Raw genomic sequence first — 23,166 nt, forward strand, 5'->3', positions numbered from 1 at the left:
GCTTGCATGGGGCCATGCCTGTTGATGGTATACTGGCCGACCTGGGCGTATCATCATATCAGTTTGATCAGGCCGAGCGCGGGTTTTCAATTCGTTTTGATGCTGAACTGGATATGCGCATGAACCAATCAGCCGAATTAAGCGCTAAAGAAATAGTTAACAATTATACCGAGGCCGAACTGCATCGCATTTTCGGTATTTACGGTGAGATACAAAACGCCAAATCATTAGCTAATACTATTGTAACCGCAAGGCTAAACGCCCCTATAGCTACTGTAGCCGATCTGAAAAATGCCATCGTGAATCGCATCCCGAAAGGAAAAGAAAATAAATACCTGGCGCAAGTGTTCCAGGCATTACGTATTGAAGTGAACCAAGAGCTTGAGGCATTGAAAGATTTTTTAATTCAAACGTCAGAGGTGTTGGAAACGGGCGGAAGGTTAGTAGTAATGTCATACCATTCGCTGGAAGACAGGCTGGTAAAAAATTTCATCGCCAAAGGCAAATTTAGCGGCGAGGTAGAGAAGGATCTATACGGGAATAACAACCGCCCGTTTGATGCGGTTAGTCGCGGTGCTATTATAGCAAGCGACGAAGAGATAAGTATGAATAATAGGGCACGTAGTGCTAAACTAAGAATAGCTGTAAAAAAATGACAAATCGTTTGCGTACAGAAATTCCGGAGGAAGAGTTAGAAGAGCAAAGACTTGTTGTGGAAGAGAAGCCTGTGAAGGAAATTCCCGATAACTTTTTAACGCAATTCTTAAAAAATGGGGTCATTACAACTGATGATGCTACCCATGCTTTGCCTTTTATATTGTACGTGGCTTTTTTGGGGATGTTATATATAGGTAACAGGCACTTATCTGAAAACAACATACGTGATATTGATAAAATAGGTAAAGAGGTTAAAGAGCTAAGCTGGGAGTATAAAAGCAGCAAAGCTGACCTGGCCTTTAAAAGTACATTGACCGAGGTGGCAAAGCGTGCCGATACATTAGGTATTAAGGAATCGCAGCAGCCGCCACAAAAGATAACGGTAAAGGAGGACGTACAGGAATGAGTATCAGAACCAACATACTGTTAAGGGTTTACCTTGCGTTTGGGTTGATCCTTCTGTTTGCAGCAGCGGTGTTATTCCAGCTTTGCCGTGTTCAATTTGTACAGGGTAAAAAATGGCAGGCCATGTCAAAAGTCCAGTCTACACGGTACAAAAATATTGAGGCGGCCAGGGGTAATATATTTTCGGTAGATGGCAGCCTGTTGGCAACATCAGTGCCGGAGTATGAGCTGCGTATGGATATGCTGGCCGGAGGTATAGAAAACGATAAGATCTTTAACGAAAAGATAGATTCGCTGGCCATGAAATTGTCCGGCTTTTTTGGCGATAAATCGGCACGCGAATATTCGAGGATCTTCCGCGATGCCCGCAAGGATAGTTCGCGCTATCAACTGGTTAGGCGCAAGGTTACTTATCACGAGTTAAAGGAGATCCGCAAATTCCCGATTTTTAATTTGGGTAAATATAAAGGCGGGTTAATTGTGGTGCAGCAAAATAAACGCATCAGGCCGTTCCGCTTTTTAGCAGAGCGTACCATTGGTTATAAAAATGAGAATGTGAAAAATGGTGTAGGCCTTGAAGGTGCATACGCCAGCTATATAAATGGCGAAAGTGGCAAACGTTTAGAGCGCCGTATGGCGGGTGGCGTTTGGATGCCGGTTAACGATGATGACGAGATAGCCCCAAAAGAAGGTGCTGATATTATATCAACCATTGATGTGAATATGCAGGATGTGGTGCAAACCGCCCTGGAAAAGCAGTTGATATTTACCAAGGCTGATCATGGTACAGCTATTTTAATGGAAGTAGCTACAGGAGAAGTAAGGGCTGTTGCCAATTACACCCGTATGCCCGATGGTACATTTAAAGAGAAGTTTAATTATGCTATTGCAGGTAACCAGGACCCGGGTTCTACTTTTAAACTGGCATCGTACATGGCCTTGCTGGAAGACAATAAGGTAGATACCGGCACTATGGTTAATACCGGTGAATATCCTATTCCGGGCCATCTTATTAAAGATTCGCACGGAAGCATTGGCCGGGTATCGGTAAAAAAAGCGTTCGAAAAGTCGTCAAACGCGGCAGTTGCTTACTTAGTGAACACCAGTTATAAAAATGATCAGTCGAAATTTACCGATCATTTATACGATTGGCATTTGAATGAAAAAATGCAACTGCAAATACCGGGCGAAGCACAGCCTGTAGTGAAAAACCCAGGCAACCGCAGTTGGAACAAAAACATGACCCTGCCACAAATGGCTTATGGTTACGAAATGCAGCTAACGCCATTAAAAATGTTAAGCTTTTATAATGCTGTTGCAAATAATGGTAAGCTGGTAACGCCGGTTTTTGTAAAAGAGATACGCAGGTTAGGTAATACGGTAGAGCGTTTTCAAACGCGCGTAGTAAATGAAAAAATATGCTCTGATGTAACGCTGAAAAAGATGCAGGAAATGCTGGAAGGCGTTGTTCTTGAGGGTAGTGGCAGAGAGTATGTTTATAACCCGCTATATAAAATAGCCGGTAAAACCGGTACCGCGCAAGTAGCAGATGCTAATAAGGGGTACAAAGCTAAAAAGCAATACCAGGCATCTTTTTGCGGGTACTTCCCGGCAGATCATCCAAAATATTCATTAATAGTGGTTATTAACGACCCTAAAAACGGTTACTATGCAGCATCCGTTTCGGGGCCTGCTTTCAGGGAAATTGCCGACAGGATCTATGCAAGCGATATGGAGGTGAACCAAACCCCTGCACATTTAATAGGTAATACAACGTTGCCCAAGTTTAAACAAGGCAACCTTAAAGCGCTTAAAAAGGTGTACGATAAATTGGGTGTAAAACCATTATATGCATCTGCTACGCCAAACGGAATTGATACCAGCAGTGGGATTGCTTTTGAGGATAATAAGTACAAAACAGGTACAGTACCAAATGTTACCGGCATGGGTTTAAGCGATGCGCTTTACTCTTTAGGAAATGCAGGTTATAAAGTAACGGTAAAAGGCAGCGGCACGGTCACCACGCAATCGGTAACCGGCGGAAGCCTTATACCTAAGGGTTCAAAAATAACAATAGAACTGCAATGAGATATTTGAGCGATATATTAGAGGGGGTGGCATTTACCGAACTGCAAGGAAGTGCTGATGTGGAAATATCTGCAGTTGTTTTCGACTCGCGACAGGTAGTGCCGGGTTGTATGTTTGTAGCCGTTAAAGGCACCGTTGTTGACGGGCACGATTACATCGAGCAAGCCATAAAAGATGGCGCAATCGCTATCATCTGCGAAGAATTACCTGCCCATACAGCCGGCGAAGTTGATTTTTTAATGGTGGCCAATTCTGCTAAAGCTTTGGCTACGCTTGCGGCTAACTTTTACGAAAACCCATCATCAAACCTCAAATTAGTTGGCGTTACCGGTACTAATGGTAAAACTACTATTGCTACATTATTATATAAGCTATTCCGCGATATGGGATATAAGTGCGGGTTGCTTTCAACTGTAGAGAACCAGGTGAACGGTCGCGTTATCCCTGCAACCCACACCACACCAGACCCGGTGGCGCTTAACAAGCTGCTGGCCGACATGGTGGACGAAGGCTGCGATTATTGCTTTATGGAAGTAAGCTCACATGCTATAGCGCAACACCGTATAGATGGTTTAAGCTTTTCGGGAGGGATCTTCTCTAATCTTACGCACGATCATTTAGATTATCACAAAACATTTGACAGCTATCTGAAAGCCAAAAAGGCATTTTTTGATAACCTGCCAAAAAGCGCTTTCGCTTTAACCAATGGCGATGATAAGAATGGTAATGTAATGCTGCAAAATACAGCGGCACATAAAAAAACATACGGCTTAAAAAGCATGGCCGATTATAAGGCCCGCATAGTAGAGAACCAGTTTGGTGGCCTGCTGCTGAATATTGATAATGAGGAAGTTTGGTTTAAACTGGTAGGCACATTTAATGCCTACAATTTATTAGCGGTTTATGCCACAGCCATGTTGCTGGAGCAGGATAGGTCGAAAGTACTGGTGAGCCTAAGTAAACTGACCGGTGCCGAAGGCAGGTTTGAATACATCGTAGCGCCAAACAAAGTAATAGGTATTGTTGATTATGCCCACACGCCGGATGCCGTGCAGAACGTGTTAAGCACAATTCACGATATCCGTAAGGGAAGCGAAAAAGTAATAACCGTTATTGGTTGCGGCGGCGACAGGGATAAAGCCAAGCGCCCGATTATGGCAAAGGTTGCAAGCGAGTGGAGCGATAAAGTGATCCTGACATCAGACAACCCGCGTACCGAAGACCCGGGCCAGATCATAAAAGATATGGAAGCAGGTATCGACCCGGCATTTAAACGCCACACCGTAAGCATTGCCGACAGGCGCGAGGCTATTAAAACCGCTTGCATGTTTGCGCATCCGGGAGATATTATTCTGCTTGCCGGTAAAGGCCACGAGAAATACCAGGAGATAAATGGTGTGAAAAACCACTTTGATGATATGGAAGAGTTGCTGGAACAATTTAAAGAAATGAAATAAAACTAAACTGATGTTATATTACCTCTTTAGTTATTTAAATAAAAACTACAGTATCCCGGGGATAGGTGTATTCCAATACATCACGTTCCGTATGGCTATGGCGGTAATAGTATCGTTATTGGTAACTACTGTTTATGGCCGCAGGCTGATAGATTATCTGCGTTTTAAGCAGGTTGGCGAAACCGTACGTAACCTGGGTTTAGAAGGCCAGATGCAAAAATCAGGTACACCAACAATGGGGGGTATCATTATCATATTAGGCATACTTATCCCAACACTTTTGTTTGCCAAACTTGATAATATCTACATCATAATGATGCTGGTTACCACTATTTGGTTAGGCCTTATAGGTTTCCTTGATGATTATATCAAAGTATTTAAAAAGAACAAAGAAGGCCTTGCAGGTAAGTTTAAAATAACCGGACAGGTTGGTTTGGCGCTTATTATTGGGTGGACTATGTATTTCCATACCAATATTACTATAAGGCAGGAAGTTAAACTGCCGGTTAAGTACGATGTGCCGGTTGATTTTCACATGCGCGGTGATAAGCCGGTTTATACGCAGGATGTAAAATCGACAAAAACCACCATGCCGTTCTACAAGAACAACGAGTTTGATTACGCCAAGGTATTAAAATTTATAGGGCACGGTTACGAGCAATACGCCCTGCTGGTATTTATGCTGTTTGTAATTGTAATTATAACAGCAGTATCAAACGGTGCAAATATTACTGATGGTATCGACGGATTGGCTACAGGTACATCTGCTATTATAGGATTAACATTAGCCATACTGGCTTACGTATCCGGTAACACGCTGATAGCTGATTACCTGAATATTATGTATATCCCCAACTCGGGCGAGCTGGTAATTTTTGCCGGCGCGTTTGTAGGGGCCTGTGTAGGTTTCCTTTGGTATAATTCGTACCCGGCTCAAGTGTTTATGGGCGATACGGGCAGTTTAGCGATAGGCGGTATCATAGCGGTGTTCGCCATTATTATCCGGAAGGAATTATTGGTGCCGGTACTATGCGGTGTATTCCTGGTGGAAAACCTGTCGGTAATTATGCAGGTAAGCTGGTTCAAATTTACCAAGAAACGATATGGGGAAGGCCGCAGGATCTTCCTGATGGCACCGTTGCATCACCATTATCAAAAGAAAGGCTTCCACGAATCCAAGATCGTAACCCGTTTCTGGATCATTTGCATTATGCTGGCTATAATAACGGTGATAACGCTGAAGCTGCGGTAAGAGAATCAAGAGTATAAGAATCAAGATACAAGACAAAAGAATAAGTGAACGATAACAAAGACATATCAACCCAAACAACTCCCTCTCCTTTGGAGAGGGCTGGGGTGAGGCTATGCATTCTTGGCGCCGGCGAAAGCGGTGTTGGGGCGGCATACCTGGCTTTGCAGCAGGGTTATGATGTTTTTGTTTCTGATTTTGGGCAGGTTGCAGATCATTACAAACAACAGTTGAAAGACTGGAATGTAAAGTTTGAAGAGAACGGCCATACCGAAGCCGAGATATTAAAAGCGGCTGAAGTGGTAAAGAGCCCGGGCATACCGGATAAAGCGCCAATTGTGAAAAAGCTGGTAGAGAACAACATCCCGGTGATATCCGAGATTGAGTTTGCAGGGCGCTACACCAATGCCAAAATGATATGTATAACAGGTTCTAACGGTAAAACAACCACCGCCAGCCTTACTTATCATATCCTTAAAAACGGCGGTTTAAATGTAGGCCTGGCAGGTAACATAGGCAAAAGCTTTGCTTACCAGGTGGCTACCGAAAAGTTTGAATACTACGTACTGGAGATAAGCAGCTTTATGCTGGATAATATGTATCAGTTTAAAGCGGATATAGCGGTATTACTGAATATTACACCCGACCATTTGGACAGGTACGATTACAAGCTGGAAAACTACGCGGCATCTAAATTCAGGATTACGCAGAACCAAACCGGTGCCGATCATTTTATTTATTGTGCAGATGATGAAGAGACAATAAAGGTGATGGAAGGAAAGAAGATTGAGGCGCAGCAATTGCCGTTCTCAATACAAAAAAAGATTACAAGGGGAGCATATCTCGATCAAGACAATATTGTCATAAACGTACACCAAGAACATTTTCAAATGTCAATTAATGAACTGGCCCTGCAGGGTAAGCACAACATCTACAACTCAATGGCTTCAGGTATTGTTGCCAAGGTGCTTGAGCTACGCAACGAAACGATGAGAGAGAGCATGGGTAACTTCCGGAACATTGAGCACAGACTGGAGTCGGTTGGAAAGATCTCGGGCATCAGCTTTATCAATGATTCTAAGGCTACCAACGTAAACTCTACCTGGTATGCGCTGGAAAGCATGACCAGTGATGTGATTTTAATATTGGGTGGCGTTGACAAAGGCAACGATTACAGTATGCTTAAATCATTGGTTAAGCAAAAGGTAAAAGCCATTGTGTGTTTAGGTAAAGATAACAAGCGCATTCATGATGCTTTTGAAGATGATGTGGAAGTGATAGTAAACACATCATCGGCAGCCGAAGCGGCACAGGTAGCATATCATTTAGCTACTAAAGGCGATACCGTATTGTTATCACCCGCTTGCGCAAGTTTCGATCTGTTTAAGAACTATGAAGATAGGGGCAAACAGTTTAAAGATGCTGTTAAGGAGTTGTAGTTAGCCCCACCCAAACCCTCCCCGAAGGAGAGGGCTTAAAAAGGCTAAATGAAAAAAGATTAACAATTAAATAAAAGTCTCCCCTATCGGGGGAGATTTAGAGGGGGCTTATGAATCAAATACTCAGTAACGTAAAAGGGGACCGCTGGATATGGCTTATCGTCATATTGCTTTCGGTTATATCATTGCTGGCTGTTTATAGCTCAACAGGCACGCTTGCCTATAAGCGTGGTGTTGGTGCCGAATCTATTTTGATGAAACACCTGGCCATGGTTATTGGCGGTATAGCGCTCATGTACATTTCGCACAGGCTGGATTACCGTTACTATGCCGGTATCTCAAAAATACTGATGGTTATTACTATCCCTTTATTGCTGTATACATTAATATTTGGTAACCATGTAAACGATGCCAGCAGGTGGATCTCTATCCCCGGTACAGGCTTAACTTTTCAAACATCCGATTTGGCTAAGCTGGCTTTAATTACCTACCTGGCACGTACGCTATCGCGTAAGCAGGAAAACATAAAGGATGTAAAAAACTCTTTCATCCCTATCATGGGTTCGGTTTGTGTGGTGTTTATATTGATCGCATTGGCTAACCTTTCAACCGCGTTGATGTTGTTTGGGGTAAGTATTTTATTGTTAATTATAGGCCGTATCAGTATTAAGCAAATTGCTGTGGTTTGTTTGGCAGGGGCGATTTTGTTAACCGGTGTTGTGCTTTTAGGTCCGCGCCGTACCACATACATTTCGCGGATCCACGCCTTTATGCACCCCGAACTGGCTAATCCAGATAAGTCGTTCCAGTCAGATCACTCTAAGATAGCTATTGCTACAGGTGGTATAATGGGGAAAGGCCCGGGTAACAGTACCGAGCGTAACTATTTACCGCACCCCTATTCGGATTTTATTTACGCAACCATTGTTGAAGAGTATGGTTTAATAGGAGGCTTCGCATTAGTAGCCATCTACCTGTTCCTGCTATATCGATGCATAAAAATTGTAACCAAAGCGCCAAAGGCATTTGGGGCATTATTAGCCGCAGGGTTAAGCTTTAGTTTAACTATACAGGCATTTGCCAACATGGCGGTGGCGGTGGGCTTAGGCCCGGTAACAGGGGTGCCCTTGCCGTTTGTAAGTATGGGTGGTACATCTATGCTGTTTACAAGTGTGGCGTTTGGTATTATACTATCGGTAAGCCGTGATATTGACGAACCGAAGAAAGTTGTAGTAGGCGAAATAAGTGTAGCGCAATAATTAGAAATAAGAATCAAGAACCAAGAGATAAGATAACAGGAATGGCAAAAAGAATAATCATAAGCGGCGGCGGTACAGGGGGGCATATCTTCCCGGCTATTGCTATTGCCAATGCTTTGAAAAAGCTTGATCCTGATACCGAGATCTTGTTTGTTGGCGCCAGCGGCCGTATGGAAATGGAAAAGGTTCCTGCGGCGGGTTATAAAATTATTGGGCTTGATATACAGGGCATACAACGTAAATCCCTTTGGAAGAACGTGATGTTCCCTATTAAGCTATTGAATAGTGTACGTAAGGCCATTAAGATCATAAAAGATTTTAAGCCCGATGCCGCGGTTGGTGTAGGTGGTTATGCTTCGGGGCCTTTATTATATGCGGCATCATTAAGAGGGATACCAACGCTGATACAGGAGCAAAACTCGTATGCGGGTATCACCAATAAATGGTTAGGTGCCAAGGCAAAAAAAATATGTGTGGCTTTTGATGGGATGGAGAAATTTTTCCCCTTTGATAAGATCATCAAAACCGGCAACCCTATTCGTAAGGAGTCGGTAAATATTGCCGGTAAACATATGCAGGCGCTGGAGCTTTACAAGCTGTCATCGTTCAAAAAAACAATACTGATAACCGGGGGCAGCCTTGGTGCACGTACTTTGAATAACAGCATACTGGCGGGCATTGATAAAATTATTGCTGCCGATGTGCAGGTGATTTGGCAAACAGGCAAGTTCTATTACAAAAATATAATAGAGCAATTAGGCCCAAACCGCCACCCGGATATTTGCGTGGTTGAGTTTTTGAACCGTATGGACCTGGCTTATGCCGCTGCGGATGTAGTAATATCAAGGGCAGGGGCAGGCACTATAGCCGAGCTTTGTGTGATAAAAAAACCGGTGATACTGGTGCCATCACCAAACGTGGCCGAGGATCACCAGACTAAGAACGCGCTGGCATTGGTAGAAGAAAATGCCGCGTTATTTGTTGCCGATAGGGATGCAGAAGCAAAACTGATTGATAAAGCGCTTGCGCTTTTAAATGATAATGAGTTACAAAAAAAATTAAGCAATAACATTGGTAAGCTGGCCCTGCCAAATGCCGATGAAGTAATTGCGAAAGAGGTTATCCAAATAACAAACAACAATTAAATAAGTCTTTCCGTCCGCAACGCGGACGGGAGACTTTGTAATTAATTGATTAGTAATTGGAGAGTAGTAAGGTAGTGAATAGAGAATAGTGATTAAGTAAATAGTTAATGAATGATTTAAAAACCGCTCACTAAAAAACAAAACAAATGGAATTAAACAACATAAAAAGAGTTTACCTGGTAGGTATTGGCGGCATAGGCATGAGCGGCCTGGCACGCTATTTCCATCATTTAGGCTGTGTTGTTTGCGGTTACGATAAAACCCACACGCCTTTAACCGATGACCTGCATAACGAAGGTATTTGTGTAGTGTTCGAGGACCGGGCCGATTGGATCCCCATGAGTTTCCAGGAGTTAGATGCGGGTACTTTAATAATTTACACGCCTGCTATTCCAAAAGATGCCGAGATCCTGAACTTCTTCCGCAGGAAGGGTTTTGATCTGCAGAAACGTTCGCAGGTATTGGGGTTGATCAGTAAAAGCATGTTCACTATCGCGGTGGCGGGTACACATGGTAAAACCACTACATCGTGTATGATAGCGCATATCCTTAAAGATTCGGGCAAAGATTGCTCCGCGTTTTTGGGTGGTATATCGTCAAACTATCAAACCAATGTGCTTTACGGTAATAACAATATTGTAGTGGTTGAGGCCGATGAGTACGACCGTTCTTTCCTTACCCTGCACCCGGATATTGCTATTATCACCTCCATGGATGCCGATCACCTGGACATCTACGGCGACCATTCCAAACTGGAAGAATCGTTTAAGCTATTTGCTTCGCAGATAAAACAGGGTGGCACGCTTATTTACCGTAAAGGTTTGCCATTGGGCGAGGGCTTTACCTACGCCATGAACGATGAGGCGCAGGCTATGGCAACCAATGTGCGTATCGAAGAAGGAAACTTCTATTTTGATTTTAACGATGGCAGCACCAGCATCCCCAATATAAAAATGGGTATAGCAGGCCTGCATAATATAGAGAACGCTGTTGCAGCAATTGAAGCGGCCCTGCATGTAGAAGTATCAGCCAATGCTATCCACGAGGCATTAGGTTCGTTCAAAGGGGTTAAACGACGCTTTGAGTACGTTGTAAAGAATAGTGATACAATTTATATTGATGATTACGCGCATCACCCCGAAGAATTAAGGGCCGCCATAACATCGGTTAAAAGGTTATATCCTGATAAAAAGCTGACGGTTATTTTTCAGCCGCACTTATTTACCCGCACCCGAGATTTTGCCGATGGCTTTGCCGAAGTGCTGGATATGGCTGATGAATTATTGCTGTTAGATATCTACCCGGCGCGCGAGCTGCCGATAGAGGGGGTAGATAGCAACATGATACTAAGCAGGATGAAACTGGCCAATAAGCGCATCTGCGGGAAGCAGGAAAGCGTTGAGATTGTACAGCTTGAAAAACCTGAATTGCTTTTAACGGTAGGTGCGGGCGATATAGATACTTTGGTTTTACCACTAAAACAAGTTTTAGAAAATGTTTAAGAAACGCATATGGAAACCGCTGCTTATTGGCTTTGGCTGGCTTGTTAGCCTGGCCGGCCTGGTGGTGCTTATGAGTTTCATTGAGGTAAAAAAATCTGAGCTGGTTTGCAAAAAGGTAAAGGTTTATATACCGGGTAACCAATATTTTATTGACAGACAGGAGATAGATAACATATTGCAAACCACCAGCCATTCGCTTATTGGCCGTAAGGTGCAGCGTATTGATATACACGCGCTCGAAAACAAATTGAGGCATAATCCCTTTGTTGAGTTTGCGAAGGTATATGTAGAGATGGATGGCACCATACAGGTAGAGGTAAGCCAGCGTCAGCCTATACTGCGTATCATGAACCGGTTCGATCAGGATTTTTATGTGGACCAGCATGGATTAAAAATGCCGCTGTCGCAAAACTTTACCGCGAGGGTATTGGTGGTGAATGGTTATATAGATGAGCTATTTGCCAATAAGGTAGACTCGTTACACACAGCGCTGGCAAAAGAGATCTTTAAAACGGTCGATTTTATCAGGAAAGATTCGCTTTGGGATGCGCAGATAGCACAGCTTTATGTGAACCAGGATCACGAGATAGAACTGATACCACGTGTTGGTAACCAGCGCATTTTGCTGGGCAATGCCGATTCGCTGGAGGTAAAATTTAATAACCTTAAAGTATTTTATAAACAGGCATTGCCTTTGGTTGGTTGGGATGCTTATAAGCTTATCAACATAAAATATTATAACCAGGTTGTAGGGGTAAGAAACGAAACCCTGATTGATTCGCTTAAACGCCGTAAGGAGTTTATGGCCGATTCGGTAAAGAAAGCTACGATCAATGCATTTAAACAAGATACAACCGGCAGGGGTGATGCGGCGCCGGTATTAGATAACACAAAAGAGAAGACATCTATTAAAAACTAATTATATGGACAAAAGTTCAACACAAGAAAAAAGTTCGCCAATTGTAGTAGGCCTTGATATAGGAACCACTAAAATTTGCGCGATAGTTGGCCGTAGGAGCAAAAACGGTAAAATAGAGGTATTGGGTATAGGTAAGGCCGAATCGGCTGGTGTTACGCGTGGCATGGTATCAAATATTGACAAAACTGTACAGGGTATTACCCTTGCGGTTGATATTGCCGGTACGCAATCAAATGTCGAGATCAGGATAGTTAACGTAGGTATAGCCGGTCAGCATATAAAAAGTTTGCAGCACAGGGGTTTAATTACCCGTAAGGACCTGAGCTCGGAAATAGGCCGCAAGGATATTGACAAGCTGGTTGAAGATATGTACAACCTGGTGATGCCCCCGGGTGAAGAGATCATCCATGTGTTGCCGCAGGAGTTTACGGTAGATAATGAGCCGGGCGTAAAAGACCCTATAGGCATGGCAGGTGTACGTTTGGAAGCCAACTTCCACATCATATCCGGCCAGGTAACTGCCATTAAAAATATTGTTAAGTGTGTTAACAAAGCCCAACTGGAAAGCCAGGAATTAATATTGGAGCCTTTGGCTTCGTCAGAATCTGTGTTGAGTGACGAGGAAAAAGAAGCCGGTGTAGTTTTAGTAGATATAGGTGGCGGTACAACAGATGTGGCTATTTTCCATGAAGGTATCATCCGTCATACAGCGGTTATCCCTTTTGGTGGAAATAGTGTAACTGAAGATATCCGCGAGGGTTGTTCAGTAATGCGCAACATTGCAGAGCAGCTGAAGGTAAGGTTTGGTTCGGCATTGGCAGAAGAGAACAAAGAGAACGAAATAGTTTGCGTACCGGGCTTGCGTGGCCGCGAACCAAAAGAGATCTCGGTTAAAAACCTGGCCTTTGTGATACAGGCACGTATGGAAGAAATTGTAGAACATGTGTACTACGAGATCAAATCATCCGGTTACGAAAAGAAACTGATAGCAGGTATTGTGGTTACCGGTGGTGGCGCGCAGTTAAAGCACTTAACCCAGTTAATTGAATATGTAACAGGTTTAGATTGCCGCGTAGGTTACCCTAACGAGCACCTGGCCAAAAACGAAGTATTGCCTAAAAATATATACGAAGAGTTACAAAGCCCAACCTTTGCTACAGGTATTGGCCTGTTGATAAAAGGTATCCAGAAAATGGAATATAACGGCTTAACCCAGGTGCCCGAGGCAGCTTCTGTGAAGGCCGAAAAAACAAAATATACCGACGACAGGAAGTTTGGTTTATTGGGTAAAATACTGGAATCGGGCAAAAAATTTATTAAGGACGATATAAAAGACGAGGACTTTTTGAAGTAAGAGAATGGTTGATTAAGTGAGTAGTGAGTAGTTGAATTCCAATAACCACTCACTACTCACCAATACACTGTTCGCTTATTTATTCACAACCGGGAACTTTTCCACATTGTTGACATTTGTGGATAAACCTTGTGGAAAAAGTCATAATATTACAATAAGAAAAACTATCTATTCACCAGAATATACATAGCTGAAAATAAGGATTATGCAGTTTGAGATGTTAAAGGAAAAATCGTCAATCATCAAAGTAATTGGTGTTGGCGGCGGCGGCGGAAACGCGGTAAACCATATGTACAGGCAAGGAATTACCGGTGTTGACTTTATAATTTGTAACACCGATGCCCAGGCGCTTGAGCTAAGCCCTATCCCTAACAAGGTTCAGTTGGGTGCAAGCCTTACCGAAGGTATGGGTGCCGGTTCGATACCCGAAGTAGGTAAAAATTCTGCTATAGAAAACATTGACGATATTAAGCAAATGCTTGGTTCTAACACCAAAATGCTGTTCATTACAGCAGGTATGGGTGGTGGTACCGGTACAGGCGCAAGCCCTATCATTGCCAAAGCAGCACGCGAAATGGATATCCTTACTGTAGGTATCATCACAACTCCTTTCTCTTTTGAAGGCAAACGCCGTAAAATGCAGGCGGATGCCGGTATGGAAGAGTTGAAGAAATATGTAGATTCTTTCCTGGTGATATCAAACGACAGGTTACGCCAGATCTTCGGCAACCTAACCATGAGCTCTGCTTTTGGCCAGGCCGATGATATCTTAACGACTGCTGCCAAAGGTATTGCCGAAATTATCACACTGCCGGGTTATATAAACGTCGACTTTAAGGATGTGCGCACGGTAATGAAAGATAGCGGTGTATCTATAATGGGTAGCTGTACTGCCGAAGGCGAAAACCGTGCTTTAAAAGCAGTGGAAGGCGCTTTATCATCCCCATTGTTAAAAGATAACGAAATTGAAGGTGCACGTTACATCTTGCTTAACATCAGCTCGGGCCTTAAAGAGGTTACCATGGATGAAGTGAGCATTATTACCGATTATATACAGGAAGAAGCCGGTTTGGCTGCCGACCTGATATGGGGTAATTGTGTTGACGAAAATCTTGGCGAAAAACTATCTGTTACTATTATAGCAACAGGTTTCCAAACTAAAGACGAGCGCGAGAAAGAAAATAGCAACAAAAAAGTTGTATCAATGCTGGTTCCGGAAAGCGAGCCATTAGTAAAACCGGTGAATGAGTTTATCACCCCGGTTAAAGCTGATGCCGAAATGGATACCAACCCATACATGAAGCTGAAGGACGAGCCAAAACAAACCGGTTTATTTGACCTGTTTGCACGTGCCGAAGAGCAGGATGCCGCCGATAAGGGTATTATTAAGTACGATCTTAACGATTCAACCCCGGCTACTGAAGAAAATGACCCATCTGAGTTCACTTTTAAGGTTACCGAAACGGTTATGAACTTTGAACCGGCAGCTGCCGAAGTAAAGGCACCCGAGCCGGAGCCGGAACCTGAGGTGGTCAATGCGGATGAAAATAAAACCGACGAATCAATAGAAGAGCAACTGCGTAAATCGCGCGAGCGTATTATGCGCCTGAAAGACCTGAGCATGAAACTGCGCAATGGTAATATTCAGGAATTGGAGAATATCCCCGCTTATAAACGTAAAGAAATTGCTTTACAGCAAACCCCTGCATCTGACGAAAGCCAGGTCTCGAGGTTCTCTTTACTGCCTGATAGCGAGGGTAAAACAGAGATAAGGAACAACAACTCTTTCCTTCACGATAACGTTGACTAATTGATTTAAACCCATTATATGAAGCCCCTCGCAACAATGCAGGGGCTTTTTTGTTATCATTCAAAATAATAAAAAGTTTAAATACCGTTTTTATAAAGCGGTTATATTTGCAACACATTTACACTAATAGAAATACATTTTGGATCTGTTTGATAAGATAAATAAAAACATGGGCGGCCCGATAGGGCAGCACCAAAAGTGGTCGCATGGTTATTTTTCTTTTCCGCATTTAGAGGGAGAGATACACCCGCACATGATGTTCAAGGGTAAAAAACATTTAGTTTGGAGCTTAAACAATTACCTGGGCCTGGCCAATCATCCCGAAGTACGGGAGGCCGATGCACAGGCCGCTGCCGATTACGGCATGGCCTACCCAATGGGCGCCAGGATGATGTCGGGCAATACCAAACATCACGAAGAACTGGAAGATGGCCTTGCCGAATTTGTGGGTAAAGAAGCGGCGTTCCTGCTTAACTATGGCTACCAGGGAATGGTATCTATTATTGATGCACTGGTTGACCGTAACGATGTTATCATCTACGATGCCGAATCGCATGCCTGTATAGTTGATGGTGTTCGCCTGCATATGGGCAAGCGCTTTGTGTACAAGCATAACGATATGGAGAGCTTTGCCAAGCAACTGGAACGTGCCGAACGGATGACCCAGCAAACTGGCGGCGGCATCCTGGTAATAACCGAGGGGGTTTTTGGCATGTCGGGCGCGCAGGGTAAACTAACAGATATTATCGCTTTAAAAGATAGATACAAGTTTCGTTTGCTGGTTGATGATGCGCACGGCTTTGGTACTATGGGCGCTAAGGGCTCGGGCACACACGAGGCACAAGATTGTATTGATGGGGTTGATCTGTACTTTGGTACTTTTGCTAAATCAATGGCTGGTATTGGCGCTTTTATTGCTGCCGATACCGAAATTATAAACTTCCTGCGTTACAATATGCGTTCGCAAACATTTGCCAAGGCCTTACCTATGCCAATGGTGATAGGGCTAAAAAAACGTTTCGAGCTGTTAAAATTAAACCCGCAACTACGCGAAAACCTATGGCTAATTGCCAAAGCATTACAAAACGGACTTGTTGAGCAGGGCTTTGATATAGGTGTTACCGATACCATGGTTACCCCCGTATTTTTAAAAGGCGACCTCACCGAGGCAACAAGCCTTACCATGGAGCTGCGCGAGAAGCACGGCATATTCTGCTCTATTGTGGTTTATCCGGTTATCCCTAAAGGCCTTATTATGCTTAGGTTGATACCTACTGCCATGCACACCCTGCAAGACGTACAACACACGCTGGATGCCTTTAGCGAGGTATCTGCAAAATTAAGTAACGGGCAATATAAAGTTAACAAATTGGCGGTTGCCTAATTTGTTAACATGCTCATAATATATATAGGCCCGGCAGATATTCTGCCGGGTCTTTTTTATTTTGTGAAATAATTGATTTGTACGGTTTTAGCAATAATTATGACGTTTTTTTAAGTGATAGGTAAATTTATCGCATGTTATGCGATAAATCGGCAAAAAATAAAGGAGTGTGTTATTTCAAGAATTTTTAAGGGGCTAAAAAGTAATATAGTTTTAAACCCTTGTGAATCAAAAATGTGGAAAAAAACCCCTTTAAAGGCACTATTTTTATGAATTAAAAGTTTTTATTTAAAAAAAAACCCTTTAGATTAGCTTATATTATAACAATAAACCTCAAAAATTAAAGGAGCACTCACAATGAAAAAATTTACTGAAGTAAAAGAACTGGTTGCATCGCTTGAAGCTGATGCTGACAAATTTTATAACAAAGGTAACAGCGCTGCTGGTACCCGCGTTCGTAAAGGTATGCAAGACCTAAAAAACTTAGCGCAGTCTATCCGTCTTGAAGTTCAGGAATCGAAAAACAAAGCGTAATTAAAATAGTCGAAAGGTTATTTTACTTTAAAATAAAAGTCCGGTTAGTGAAGGCTAACCGGACTTTTTTTATGGTGGACATACTCCGTGCGTCATTGCGAGGAACGAAGCAATCTCTTTAAGCAATTCGTTGATGCAAGGTGTACAACTATCCTAAAGAGATTGCTTCGTTCCTCGCAATGACGTAGTTAACTAAGATGACAGGCTGTTCACTACCCAACCAGCCCGATCTGCACTTTTATGTCCTCTGCGGCACTCTCGCTTACAGGCACCAGCGGTAAACGTAGTGTATCACCACAAACCCCCAAATGCTTCAGGGCCGATTTTACACCCGCCGGGCTGCCTTCGGCAAACATCAGTCGGGTAAACTCTATCATGCTGTAATGCGCGGGTTGTGCACCTTTATAATCGCCGCTAAGGCATTTTTTTATCATATCAGAAAACTGCCTTGGCAACGCGTTGCCTACCACAGATATTACACCAACAGCACCCATGGCTATCATGGGCAGGCTTATAGGGTCATCGCCAGATATTACCAGGAAATTTTCGGGTTTATCACGCATAAGCTGGTTAAGCAGATCAAAACTACCCGATGCTTCTTTTATACCAATAATGTTTTTAAAATCATTAGCCAGCCTAACCGTAGTTTCGGCAGCAACACTGGTGCCTGTACGGCTTGGCACATTATATAATATTATAGGCAGGGGTGTAGCTTCGGCAATAGCCTTATAGTGCTGGTAAATACCCTCCTGTGTAGGTTTATTATAATGCGGACTTGCCGATAATATGGCATCGTAACCGGTTGTATCAAAAGCTTTTATTTCGGCAACAGTTTCCAGGGTGTTGTTACCTGCAATACCTGCAACTAACAACACACGTTTATTCACGGCCTTGGCAGTAAAGGCGAAAACTTGCTTCTTCTCTTCCTTACTTAATGTGGCGCTTTCGCCGGTTGTACCAAGTGATACCAGGTAATTTATCCCGCCATCAATCAGGTGATCTATCAGCTTTTTTAAAGCGTCGTAGTCTACCTGTCCATCTGCCTGAAAAGGAGTGACCATTGCAACTCCTGTTCCGTGAAATTTGTTCATGTGCTTGAAATATTATAAGGGTGCTAAGATAGTAAAATGTGGTTTAATGTACGGATAGGCAGATGTGCAAATATGCAGATGTAACAAATTTGTCATCCCGAGCGATCGCGAAGGGGTCTAAGAAGTGTCCCATTACCGGCATATCTGTGTCTTGTTTCTTGATTCTTTTTCTCTTTTGTCAATATTTGGGCGTTGCCTTCGGCCGGGCTTTGCGCTCATACTGCACAGGCCTTAACCACAGGGCCGGTATCCGCTGTAATCCCTAACGCAGGGGCATCTTTTCCGCGCGTCATTGCGAGGTACGAAGCAATCTCTTTGAGCAAATCCTTCATGCAAGGTGTATAACTGTCCTAAAGAGATTGCTTCGTACCTCGCAATGACGGCATGGTTGGGTGTCTGAACCGGATTCACTTAATTTACGGATTTTCTTCCTCCCCCGTCGGCAAAACAGCTTCGGGCGAAAACGGGCAGAACAATGGTGGCCTTGTGCGCGGCAAGGGCATAGGAAATTTTGCGGAAGCGGAGGACAAAGAGCGAACGCCAGTGGGGCAAAGATTCCAGCCCGTGGTTCTGTACGTTTTGCAGGGCAAAGGCCCCGTGCGACAAAGAAGCCTTTTTGCCGACTTGATTTTTGGTTACTTTGTATCAAGACATACGGCGAAGCCCTCTTGAGTACCTTAAAAAAAACAAACAACTACGAAAAACTAACAGCCTTCCCGCGGCAATTGAGCGGGCCAATTAATAGCGGTACACAAAGCATGAGAGATGCCGAAAAATGCAGACTAACGTTCTGGACGCTTAAATCACCCCGTGCAACACCCCACCTTTTTCACCCATTTTATCAACCAGCTTCTCCACTTTAGGGTCGCGTTCTAAAACCGGGGCGTGGTGTGGTTTTATACGGGCATCAATCATGAGCGGACCGTTACAGCCCCAGTGCTTGTGCTCGGTAAAGCTATTTATGCCGTAAATATCGTGACTTGGGTTGCTGCGGGTAAAGGTTACCCATACAAAATTGTTAAGGTTTTGCGCGGTAAAATTGGCATCGTCACATAAAACCATTAGGGGCAAACCACCTAATTCGGCTTCGGCTAAATGCTCCTGCAAGATCTCCAGCATTAAAGGCATATCGCTGGTGCGGATATTTTTTGGTACCTCAACGGCCAGCACGCCCGGCATTACCATTTTGTAATTTACAAACGGTCGTGGCAGGGTAAAGGATGATGGCAACTCGTTCCAAAGCTCGCGTTTAATATCCCCGGCAACGGTAATGGCAACCTTGCTGCCGCTGTTTAAGCCTTCGCCGCTGTAATCGAGGGTATCTATTGTAGTGCGGGTATGAAAATGCAGGTCGCGGGTCAAATCTATTCGTTGCAGTATGTGTTTCAGGAAACCGCCTATATCATTCACGTCCAAATCAGGGTTATCCTCTTTAGCGGCAATGAACAAGTATTTGGCCAGGCTTAATTGCCCTTTGCCTAAAATATGGTTGGCAATGGTGATAATTTCCTGCGGATGGCGCTCTTTCACATAAGGCGTATAGCGCTCGCTGCCTATGGCAAACAAAAGAGGGTGTACACCTGCCGCGTCAACAGCGTTAACGGCATGCAAACCGGGGATCTCTTTTGGTATGGCGTTGCCGGTTATCTCGTGTATCAATGCCCCAAAGCTGGTATCCTCCTGTGGTGGCCTGCCCACTACCGTAAACGACCATATCGCATCCTTACGGTGATAAACATTATGCACTTTCATCAGCGGAAAAGGGTGTGCCAGGCTATAATAACCCAGGTGGTCGCCAAAGGGTCCTTCGGGCTTGTTTTCCATTGGCATAACGGTGCCGGTTATCACAAAATCAGCATCTGCAGAAATACAGAAACCTTCATCGTCATAAAAATAACGGAACCGACGGTTACCCAAAGCCCCGCCAAAGGTCATTTCAGATAAACCCTCGGGCAGGGGCATTACAGCCGCGACCGGATGCGCTGGCGGGCCACCTACAAATATGCTCACCTTTAGTGGCTGGCCTTTTGCATTGGCTTTGGTTTGGTGCACACCAATACCGCGGTGCAGCTGGTAGTGTAGTCCTATTTCCTTATCTTGTATATAATCGTTACCGGCCATCTGTATGCGGTACATACCCAGGTTGGCGTTCATAATGCCGGGCATGTCGGCATCCTCGGTATAAACCTGTGGCATGGTAACAAATGGGCCGCCATCTTTTGGCCAATTCACTATTTGCGGTAGCTCGCTGATCAAGGTACGGCCAAAATTTATAGGCGCATCCTTGCGCACTTTCATCGGCAGGGCTGATAGTGCGGTCAGTGCCGTGTTGGCATACTTAAAAGGATGTTTTATGGCCTTTATTGGGTCGTTTTTGATGTCAATTAGGGTCTTTATTTTCTCCAATGTATCCCTAAAAATAAAACGTGACCTATCCAGCGTACCAAATAAATTGGATACCGCTGGGAACTTGCTGCCCTTTACATTCTCGAACAATATGGCAGGTCCCCTGTGTTCAAAAACACGCAGATGAATAGCTGCCATTTGCAGGTAAGGGTCAACTTCTTCTTTAATACGGATAAGATGGCCGTTCTTTTCCAGATCGGTAATGCAGGCCTGTAAACTATTGTATCCCATTTAGCCCCAAAGATATTATACATTTAATGTTTTTAACGATATTTAGCTCATGAAACCGCTTATAGTTTTACTGTCTGTATTTGGGGTGAGCTGCCTGGCTACTTTTATTGCCGGCCATCCACCAGATTATTATTTCTGCGGGCGGTTGGCGATGGCCGTGATGCTGATATTTGCCGCAACGGCACATTTTAAATTTTATAAGGGCATGGTGTTGATGCTGCCATCATTTGTGCCCTTAAAAAAAACAGTTGTTTATATAACCGGATATATAGAAATATTGGCGGCGATAGGCCTGCTGATCAATAAGGTACGGTACCCGGTGGCCTGGTTTGTAATTTTGTTTCTGGTAGTATTGCTGCCTGCCAATATCTATGCCGCCAAAAATAAAGTGAACCTGGAGCGGGCCGATTATTGCGGATATGGCCTCAACTATTTATGGTTTAGAGTACCGTTGCAATTGTTTTTTATAATTTGGGTGTATTACTTTGGGTTGGTGAATTAACATTCAATTAGGTGGCTCCGCTGGAGCCGTTCGCGTTTTTGGTAGTTTGCTATAAACAGGGTGCTCCTCTGGAGCTATTATACATCATATACCGATTTATCATTAATCTTTTCTGAATTTATTTTGACTCCAGCGGAGTCTCGTGTTTATAGAAATGCCTTCTTTACACGAAAGAGGAATTATATTGCATGGCTGCGACAGAGTTATTCCGTTTCTATAAACAGGGTGCTCCTCCGGAGCTATTATACATCATATATCGATTTATCATTAATCTTTTCTGAATTTATTTTGACTCCGGCGGAGTCTCGTGTTTATAGAAACCAACCAAAAGCAATGGCTCCGTAGGTGCCTCCTTAAACATCAATATCTAATATCAATTATATTCTTTCAAACCTATTCTAAAAAACTTATCTTACTTTTACAACCTCAATCATATATTGCCTTCTATGTCGGTAATTGTTTTCACTGTTATAATACTTATTGGTGCCTATTTCGCGGGGTTACTGGGGTCATTAACCGGGCTTGGCGGCGGGGTTGTTATTATTCCATTGCTTACTCTTTTACTGGGTGTTGATATTCATTATGCCATTGGTGCATCGCTGGTTTCGGTAATAGCGACATCATCAGGTTCGGCAGCGGCATATGTAAAGGAGGGTATCACCAATATACGGTTAGGCATGTTTCTGGAGATAGCTACCACTATTGGTGCTTTGGTTGGCGCTTTGGTTGCCATATATATTCCAATTCAATATATCGCTATTTTATTTGGGGTGATATTGATCTTTTCGGCGCTAATGTCATTGCGTAAAAAGGCCGAGAACATTATTAGTGAACCCACCTATTTGGCCGCGAAACTGAAACTTTATGGCAGTTACCCGGATGGAAACGGGCAGCAGATAGCGTATGGCGTTACCCGTGTTAGTGGCGGTTTCTTTATGATGCTTTTTGCCGGGGTTATATCGGGTCTTTTGGGTATAGGATCGGGCGCATTAAAAGTTATTGCTATGGATACTATTATGCGCATCCCTTTTAAAGTATCAACCACTACCAGTAATTTTATGATAGGGGTAACGGCGGCAGCCAGCGCGGTAGTTTATCTGCAGCGCGGTTATATCGACCCGGGGATATCCATGCCTGTGGTAATAGGCGTTTTACTGGGCGCTTTAACGGGCTCAAAAATATTAGTACACACCAAATCATCTCGCTGGTTAAGATGGGTATTTGCTATTGTGGTTACCTTTTTAGCTGGGCAAATGATCTATAACGGTATCACCGGGAAAATATAATTCTCCCGCTATTTAAACATGTTATTAATATCGGCGTAGCCAATAGCATTTTCAACAAAATTGAATGTGCCTTTCTGCTGTAGTTCTTGCGCGGCTGTAAAAAACGAACCGTAGGCAACCCGCGCCAGTAATGAACCAACACTTACTCTTTTTACCCCCAATTTGGCCAGGGCATCTAACGTAAAATCGGGTTTGTTCACGCTCAGCAAAACGTTTACCGGTTTTGGTGATACAGCCCTTACAACAGCATCAACCTCTTCCAATGTAGTTAAACCGGGCGCATAAAGTACATCTGCACCTGCATCGGCATAAGCCTCTAACCTGCGGATGGTATCTTTAAGGTCGATACGGCCATGTAAAAAATTCTCTGCCCTTGCAGTAAGCATAAATGGATCGGGCAAGCTGCGCGCGGCTTTTACCGCGGCTTTAATACGCGCCACCGAATGTT

Annotated in this window: 19 protein-coding genes; 16 read left to right on the forward strand and 3 right to left on the reverse strand. The window is 43.7% G+C overall.

Features of this window, described 5'->3' with window-relative positions; genetic code table 11:
• The 14 genes from rsmH to JWQ85_RS03195 all read left to right on the forward strand — a co-directional run.
• The coding region (gene rsmH, locus JWQ85_RS03130) for a 16S rRNA (cytosine(1402)-N(4))-methyltransferase RsmH (RefSeq protein ID WP_299463801.1) at window positions 1-656 on the forward strand (656 nt) is incomplete at its 5' end.
• Window positions 653-1,063, forward strand: coding sequence for an FtsL-like putative cell division protein (locus JWQ85_RS03135; protein ID WP_299463804.1), 411 nt, complete (start codon window positions 653-655; stop codon window positions 1,061-1,063). The genes rsmH and JWQ85_RS03135, both read left to right, overlap by 4 nt.
• Complete coding sequence (locus tag JWQ85_RS03140; RefSeq protein WP_299463807.1) at window positions 1,060-3,150, forward strand: penicillin-binding protein; 2,091 nt, start codon at window positions 1,060-1,062, stop codon at window positions 3,148-3,150. Before JWQ85_RS03135 ends, JWQ85_RS03140 begins: the two co-directional genes overlap by 4 nt.
• On the forward strand, window positions 3,147-4,607 hold the full coding sequence (locus JWQ85_RS03145) for a UDP-N-acetylmuramoyl-L-alanyl-D-glutamate--2,6-diaminopimelate ligase (protein WP_299463810.1): 1,461 nt from the start codon (window positions 3,147-3,149) through the stop codon (window positions 4,605-4,607). The genes JWQ85_RS03140 and JWQ85_RS03145 overlap by 4 nt, the downstream gene beginning before the upstream one ends.
• 10 nt (window positions 4,608-4,617) lie before the next feature.
• Complete coding sequence (gene mraY / locus JWQ85_RS03150) at window positions 4,618-5,859, forward strand: phospho-N-acetylmuramoyl-pentapeptide-transferase (protein ID WP_256541035.1); 1,242 nt, start codon at window positions 4,618-4,620, stop codon at window positions 5,857-5,859.
• 89 nt (window positions 5,860-5,948) lie between these two features.
• Window positions 5,949-7,295 (forward strand): UDP-N-acetylmuramoyl-L-alanine--D-glutamate ligase, encoded by a 1,347-nt coding sequence (gene murD / locus JWQ85_RS03155; protein ID WP_299463852.1) that lies wholly within the window; start codon window positions 5,949-5,951, stop codon window positions 7,293-7,295.
• A gap of 110 nt (window positions 7,296-7,405) precedes the next feature.
• Entirely contained in the window at window positions 7,406-8,554 is a 1,149-nt protein-coding gene (locus JWQ85_RS03160; RefSeq protein WP_299463815.1) for an FtsW/RodA/SpoVE family cell cycle protein, read from the forward strand.
• 41 nt (window positions 8,555-8,595) lie between these two features.
• On the forward strand, window positions 8,596-9,699 hold the full coding sequence (gene murG / locus JWQ85_RS03165) for an undecaprenyldiphospho-muramoylpentapeptide beta-N-acetylglucosaminyltransferase (protein WP_299463818.1): 1,104 nt from the start codon (window positions 8,596-8,598) through the stop codon (window positions 9,697-9,699).
• A gap of 146 nt (window positions 9,700-9,845) precedes the next feature.
• The gene (gene murC / locus JWQ85_RS03170) at window positions 9,846-11,201 is read left to right on the forward strand and encodes a UDP-N-acetylmuramate--L-alanine ligase (protein ID WP_299463821.1); all 1,356 of its coding nucleotides are present in this window, start codon (window positions 9,846-9,848) and stop codon (window positions 11,199-11,201) included.
• Window positions 11,194-12,120: a cell division protein FtsQ gene (locus tag JWQ85_RS03175; protein ID WP_299463824.1), complete on the forward strand. Its 927-nt coding sequence runs from the start codon at window positions 11,194-11,196 to the stop codon at window positions 12,118-12,120. The genes murC and JWQ85_RS03175 overlap by 8 nt, the downstream gene beginning before the upstream one ends.
• A 4-nt stretch (window positions 12,121-12,124) precedes the next feature.
• Window positions 12,125-13,474 carry a cell division protein FtsA gene (gene ftsA / locus JWQ85_RS03180; RefSeq protein ID WP_299463827.1) on the forward strand — a complete coding sequence of 450 codons (1,350 nt, stop codon included), beginning with the start codon at window positions 12,125-12,127 and terminating at the stop codon, window positions 13,472-13,474.
• A gap of 205 nt (window positions 13,475-13,679) precedes the next feature.
• Window positions 13,680-15,284 (forward strand): cell division protein FtsZ, encoded by a 1,605-nt coding sequence (gene ftsZ / locus JWQ85_RS03185; protein WP_299463830.1) that lies wholly within the window; start codon window positions 13,680-13,682, stop codon window positions 15,282-15,284.
• Between the two features lie 139 nt (window positions 15,285-15,423).
• Window positions 15,424-16,668: an aminotransferase class I/II-fold pyridoxal phosphate-dependent enzyme gene (locus JWQ85_RS03190; RefSeq protein WP_299463833.1), complete on the forward strand. Its 1,245-nt coding sequence runs from the start codon at window positions 15,424-15,426 to the stop codon at window positions 16,666-16,668.
• Between the two features lie 357 nt (window positions 16,669-17,025).
• Window positions 17,026-17,202, forward strand: a complete 177-nt coding sequence (locus JWQ85_RS03195) for a histone H1 (RefSeq protein ID WP_256541026.1) — start codon at window positions 17,026-17,028, stop codon at window positions 17,200-17,202.
• Window positions 17,203-17,414: 212 nt separating this feature from the next.
• Here JWQ85_RS03195 and dapA read toward each other — a convergent pair whose 3' ends face one another.
• Together dapA and JWQ85_RS03205 are read right to left on the reverse strand one after the other, a co-directional pair.
• Entirely contained in the window at window positions 17,415-18,293 is an 879-nt protein-coding gene (gene dapA, locus JWQ85_RS03200) for a 4-hydroxy-tetrahydrodipicolinate synthase (protein ID WP_299463837.1), read from the reverse strand.
• Window positions 18,294-19,091: 798 nt separating this feature from the next.
• Window positions 19,092-20,930, reverse strand: a complete 1,839-nt coding sequence (locus tag JWQ85_RS03205) for a UbiD family decarboxylase (protein ID WP_299463840.1) — start codon at window positions 20,928-20,930, stop codon at window positions 19,092-19,094.
• A gap of 49 nt (window positions 20,931-20,979) precedes the next feature.
• Here JWQ85_RS03205 and JWQ85_RS03210 point away from each other — a divergent pair, with 49 nt between their 5' ends.
• Both JWQ85_RS03210 and JWQ85_RS03215 read left to right on the forward strand, forming a co-directional pair.
• A complete protein-coding gene (locus JWQ85_RS03210; RefSeq protein ID WP_299463843.1) occupies window positions 20,980-21,432 on the forward strand; it encodes a hypothetical protein in 453 nt (150 codons plus the stop codon).
• Window positions 21,433-21,878: 446 nt separating this feature from the next.
• Window positions 21,879-22,718 carry a sulfite exporter TauE/SafE family protein gene (locus tag JWQ85_RS03215; RefSeq protein ID WP_299463846.1) on the forward strand — a complete coding sequence of 280 codons (840 nt, stop codon included), beginning with the start codon at window positions 21,879-21,881 and terminating at the stop codon, window positions 22,716-22,718.
• 8 nt (window positions 22,719-22,726) lie between these two features.
• Here JWQ85_RS03215 and JWQ85_RS03220 read toward each other — a convergent pair.
• The coding region (locus JWQ85_RS03220; RefSeq protein WP_299463849.1) for an isocitrate lyase/phosphoenolpyruvate mutase family protein at window positions 22,727-23,166 on the reverse strand (440 nt) is incomplete at its 5' end.

Source organism: Mucilaginibacter sp. (assembly GCF_028288105.1).
In the GTDB taxonomy this organism is placed as follows: Bacteria; Bacteroidota; Bacteroidia; order Sphingobacteriales; family Sphingobacteriaceae; genus Mucilaginibacter.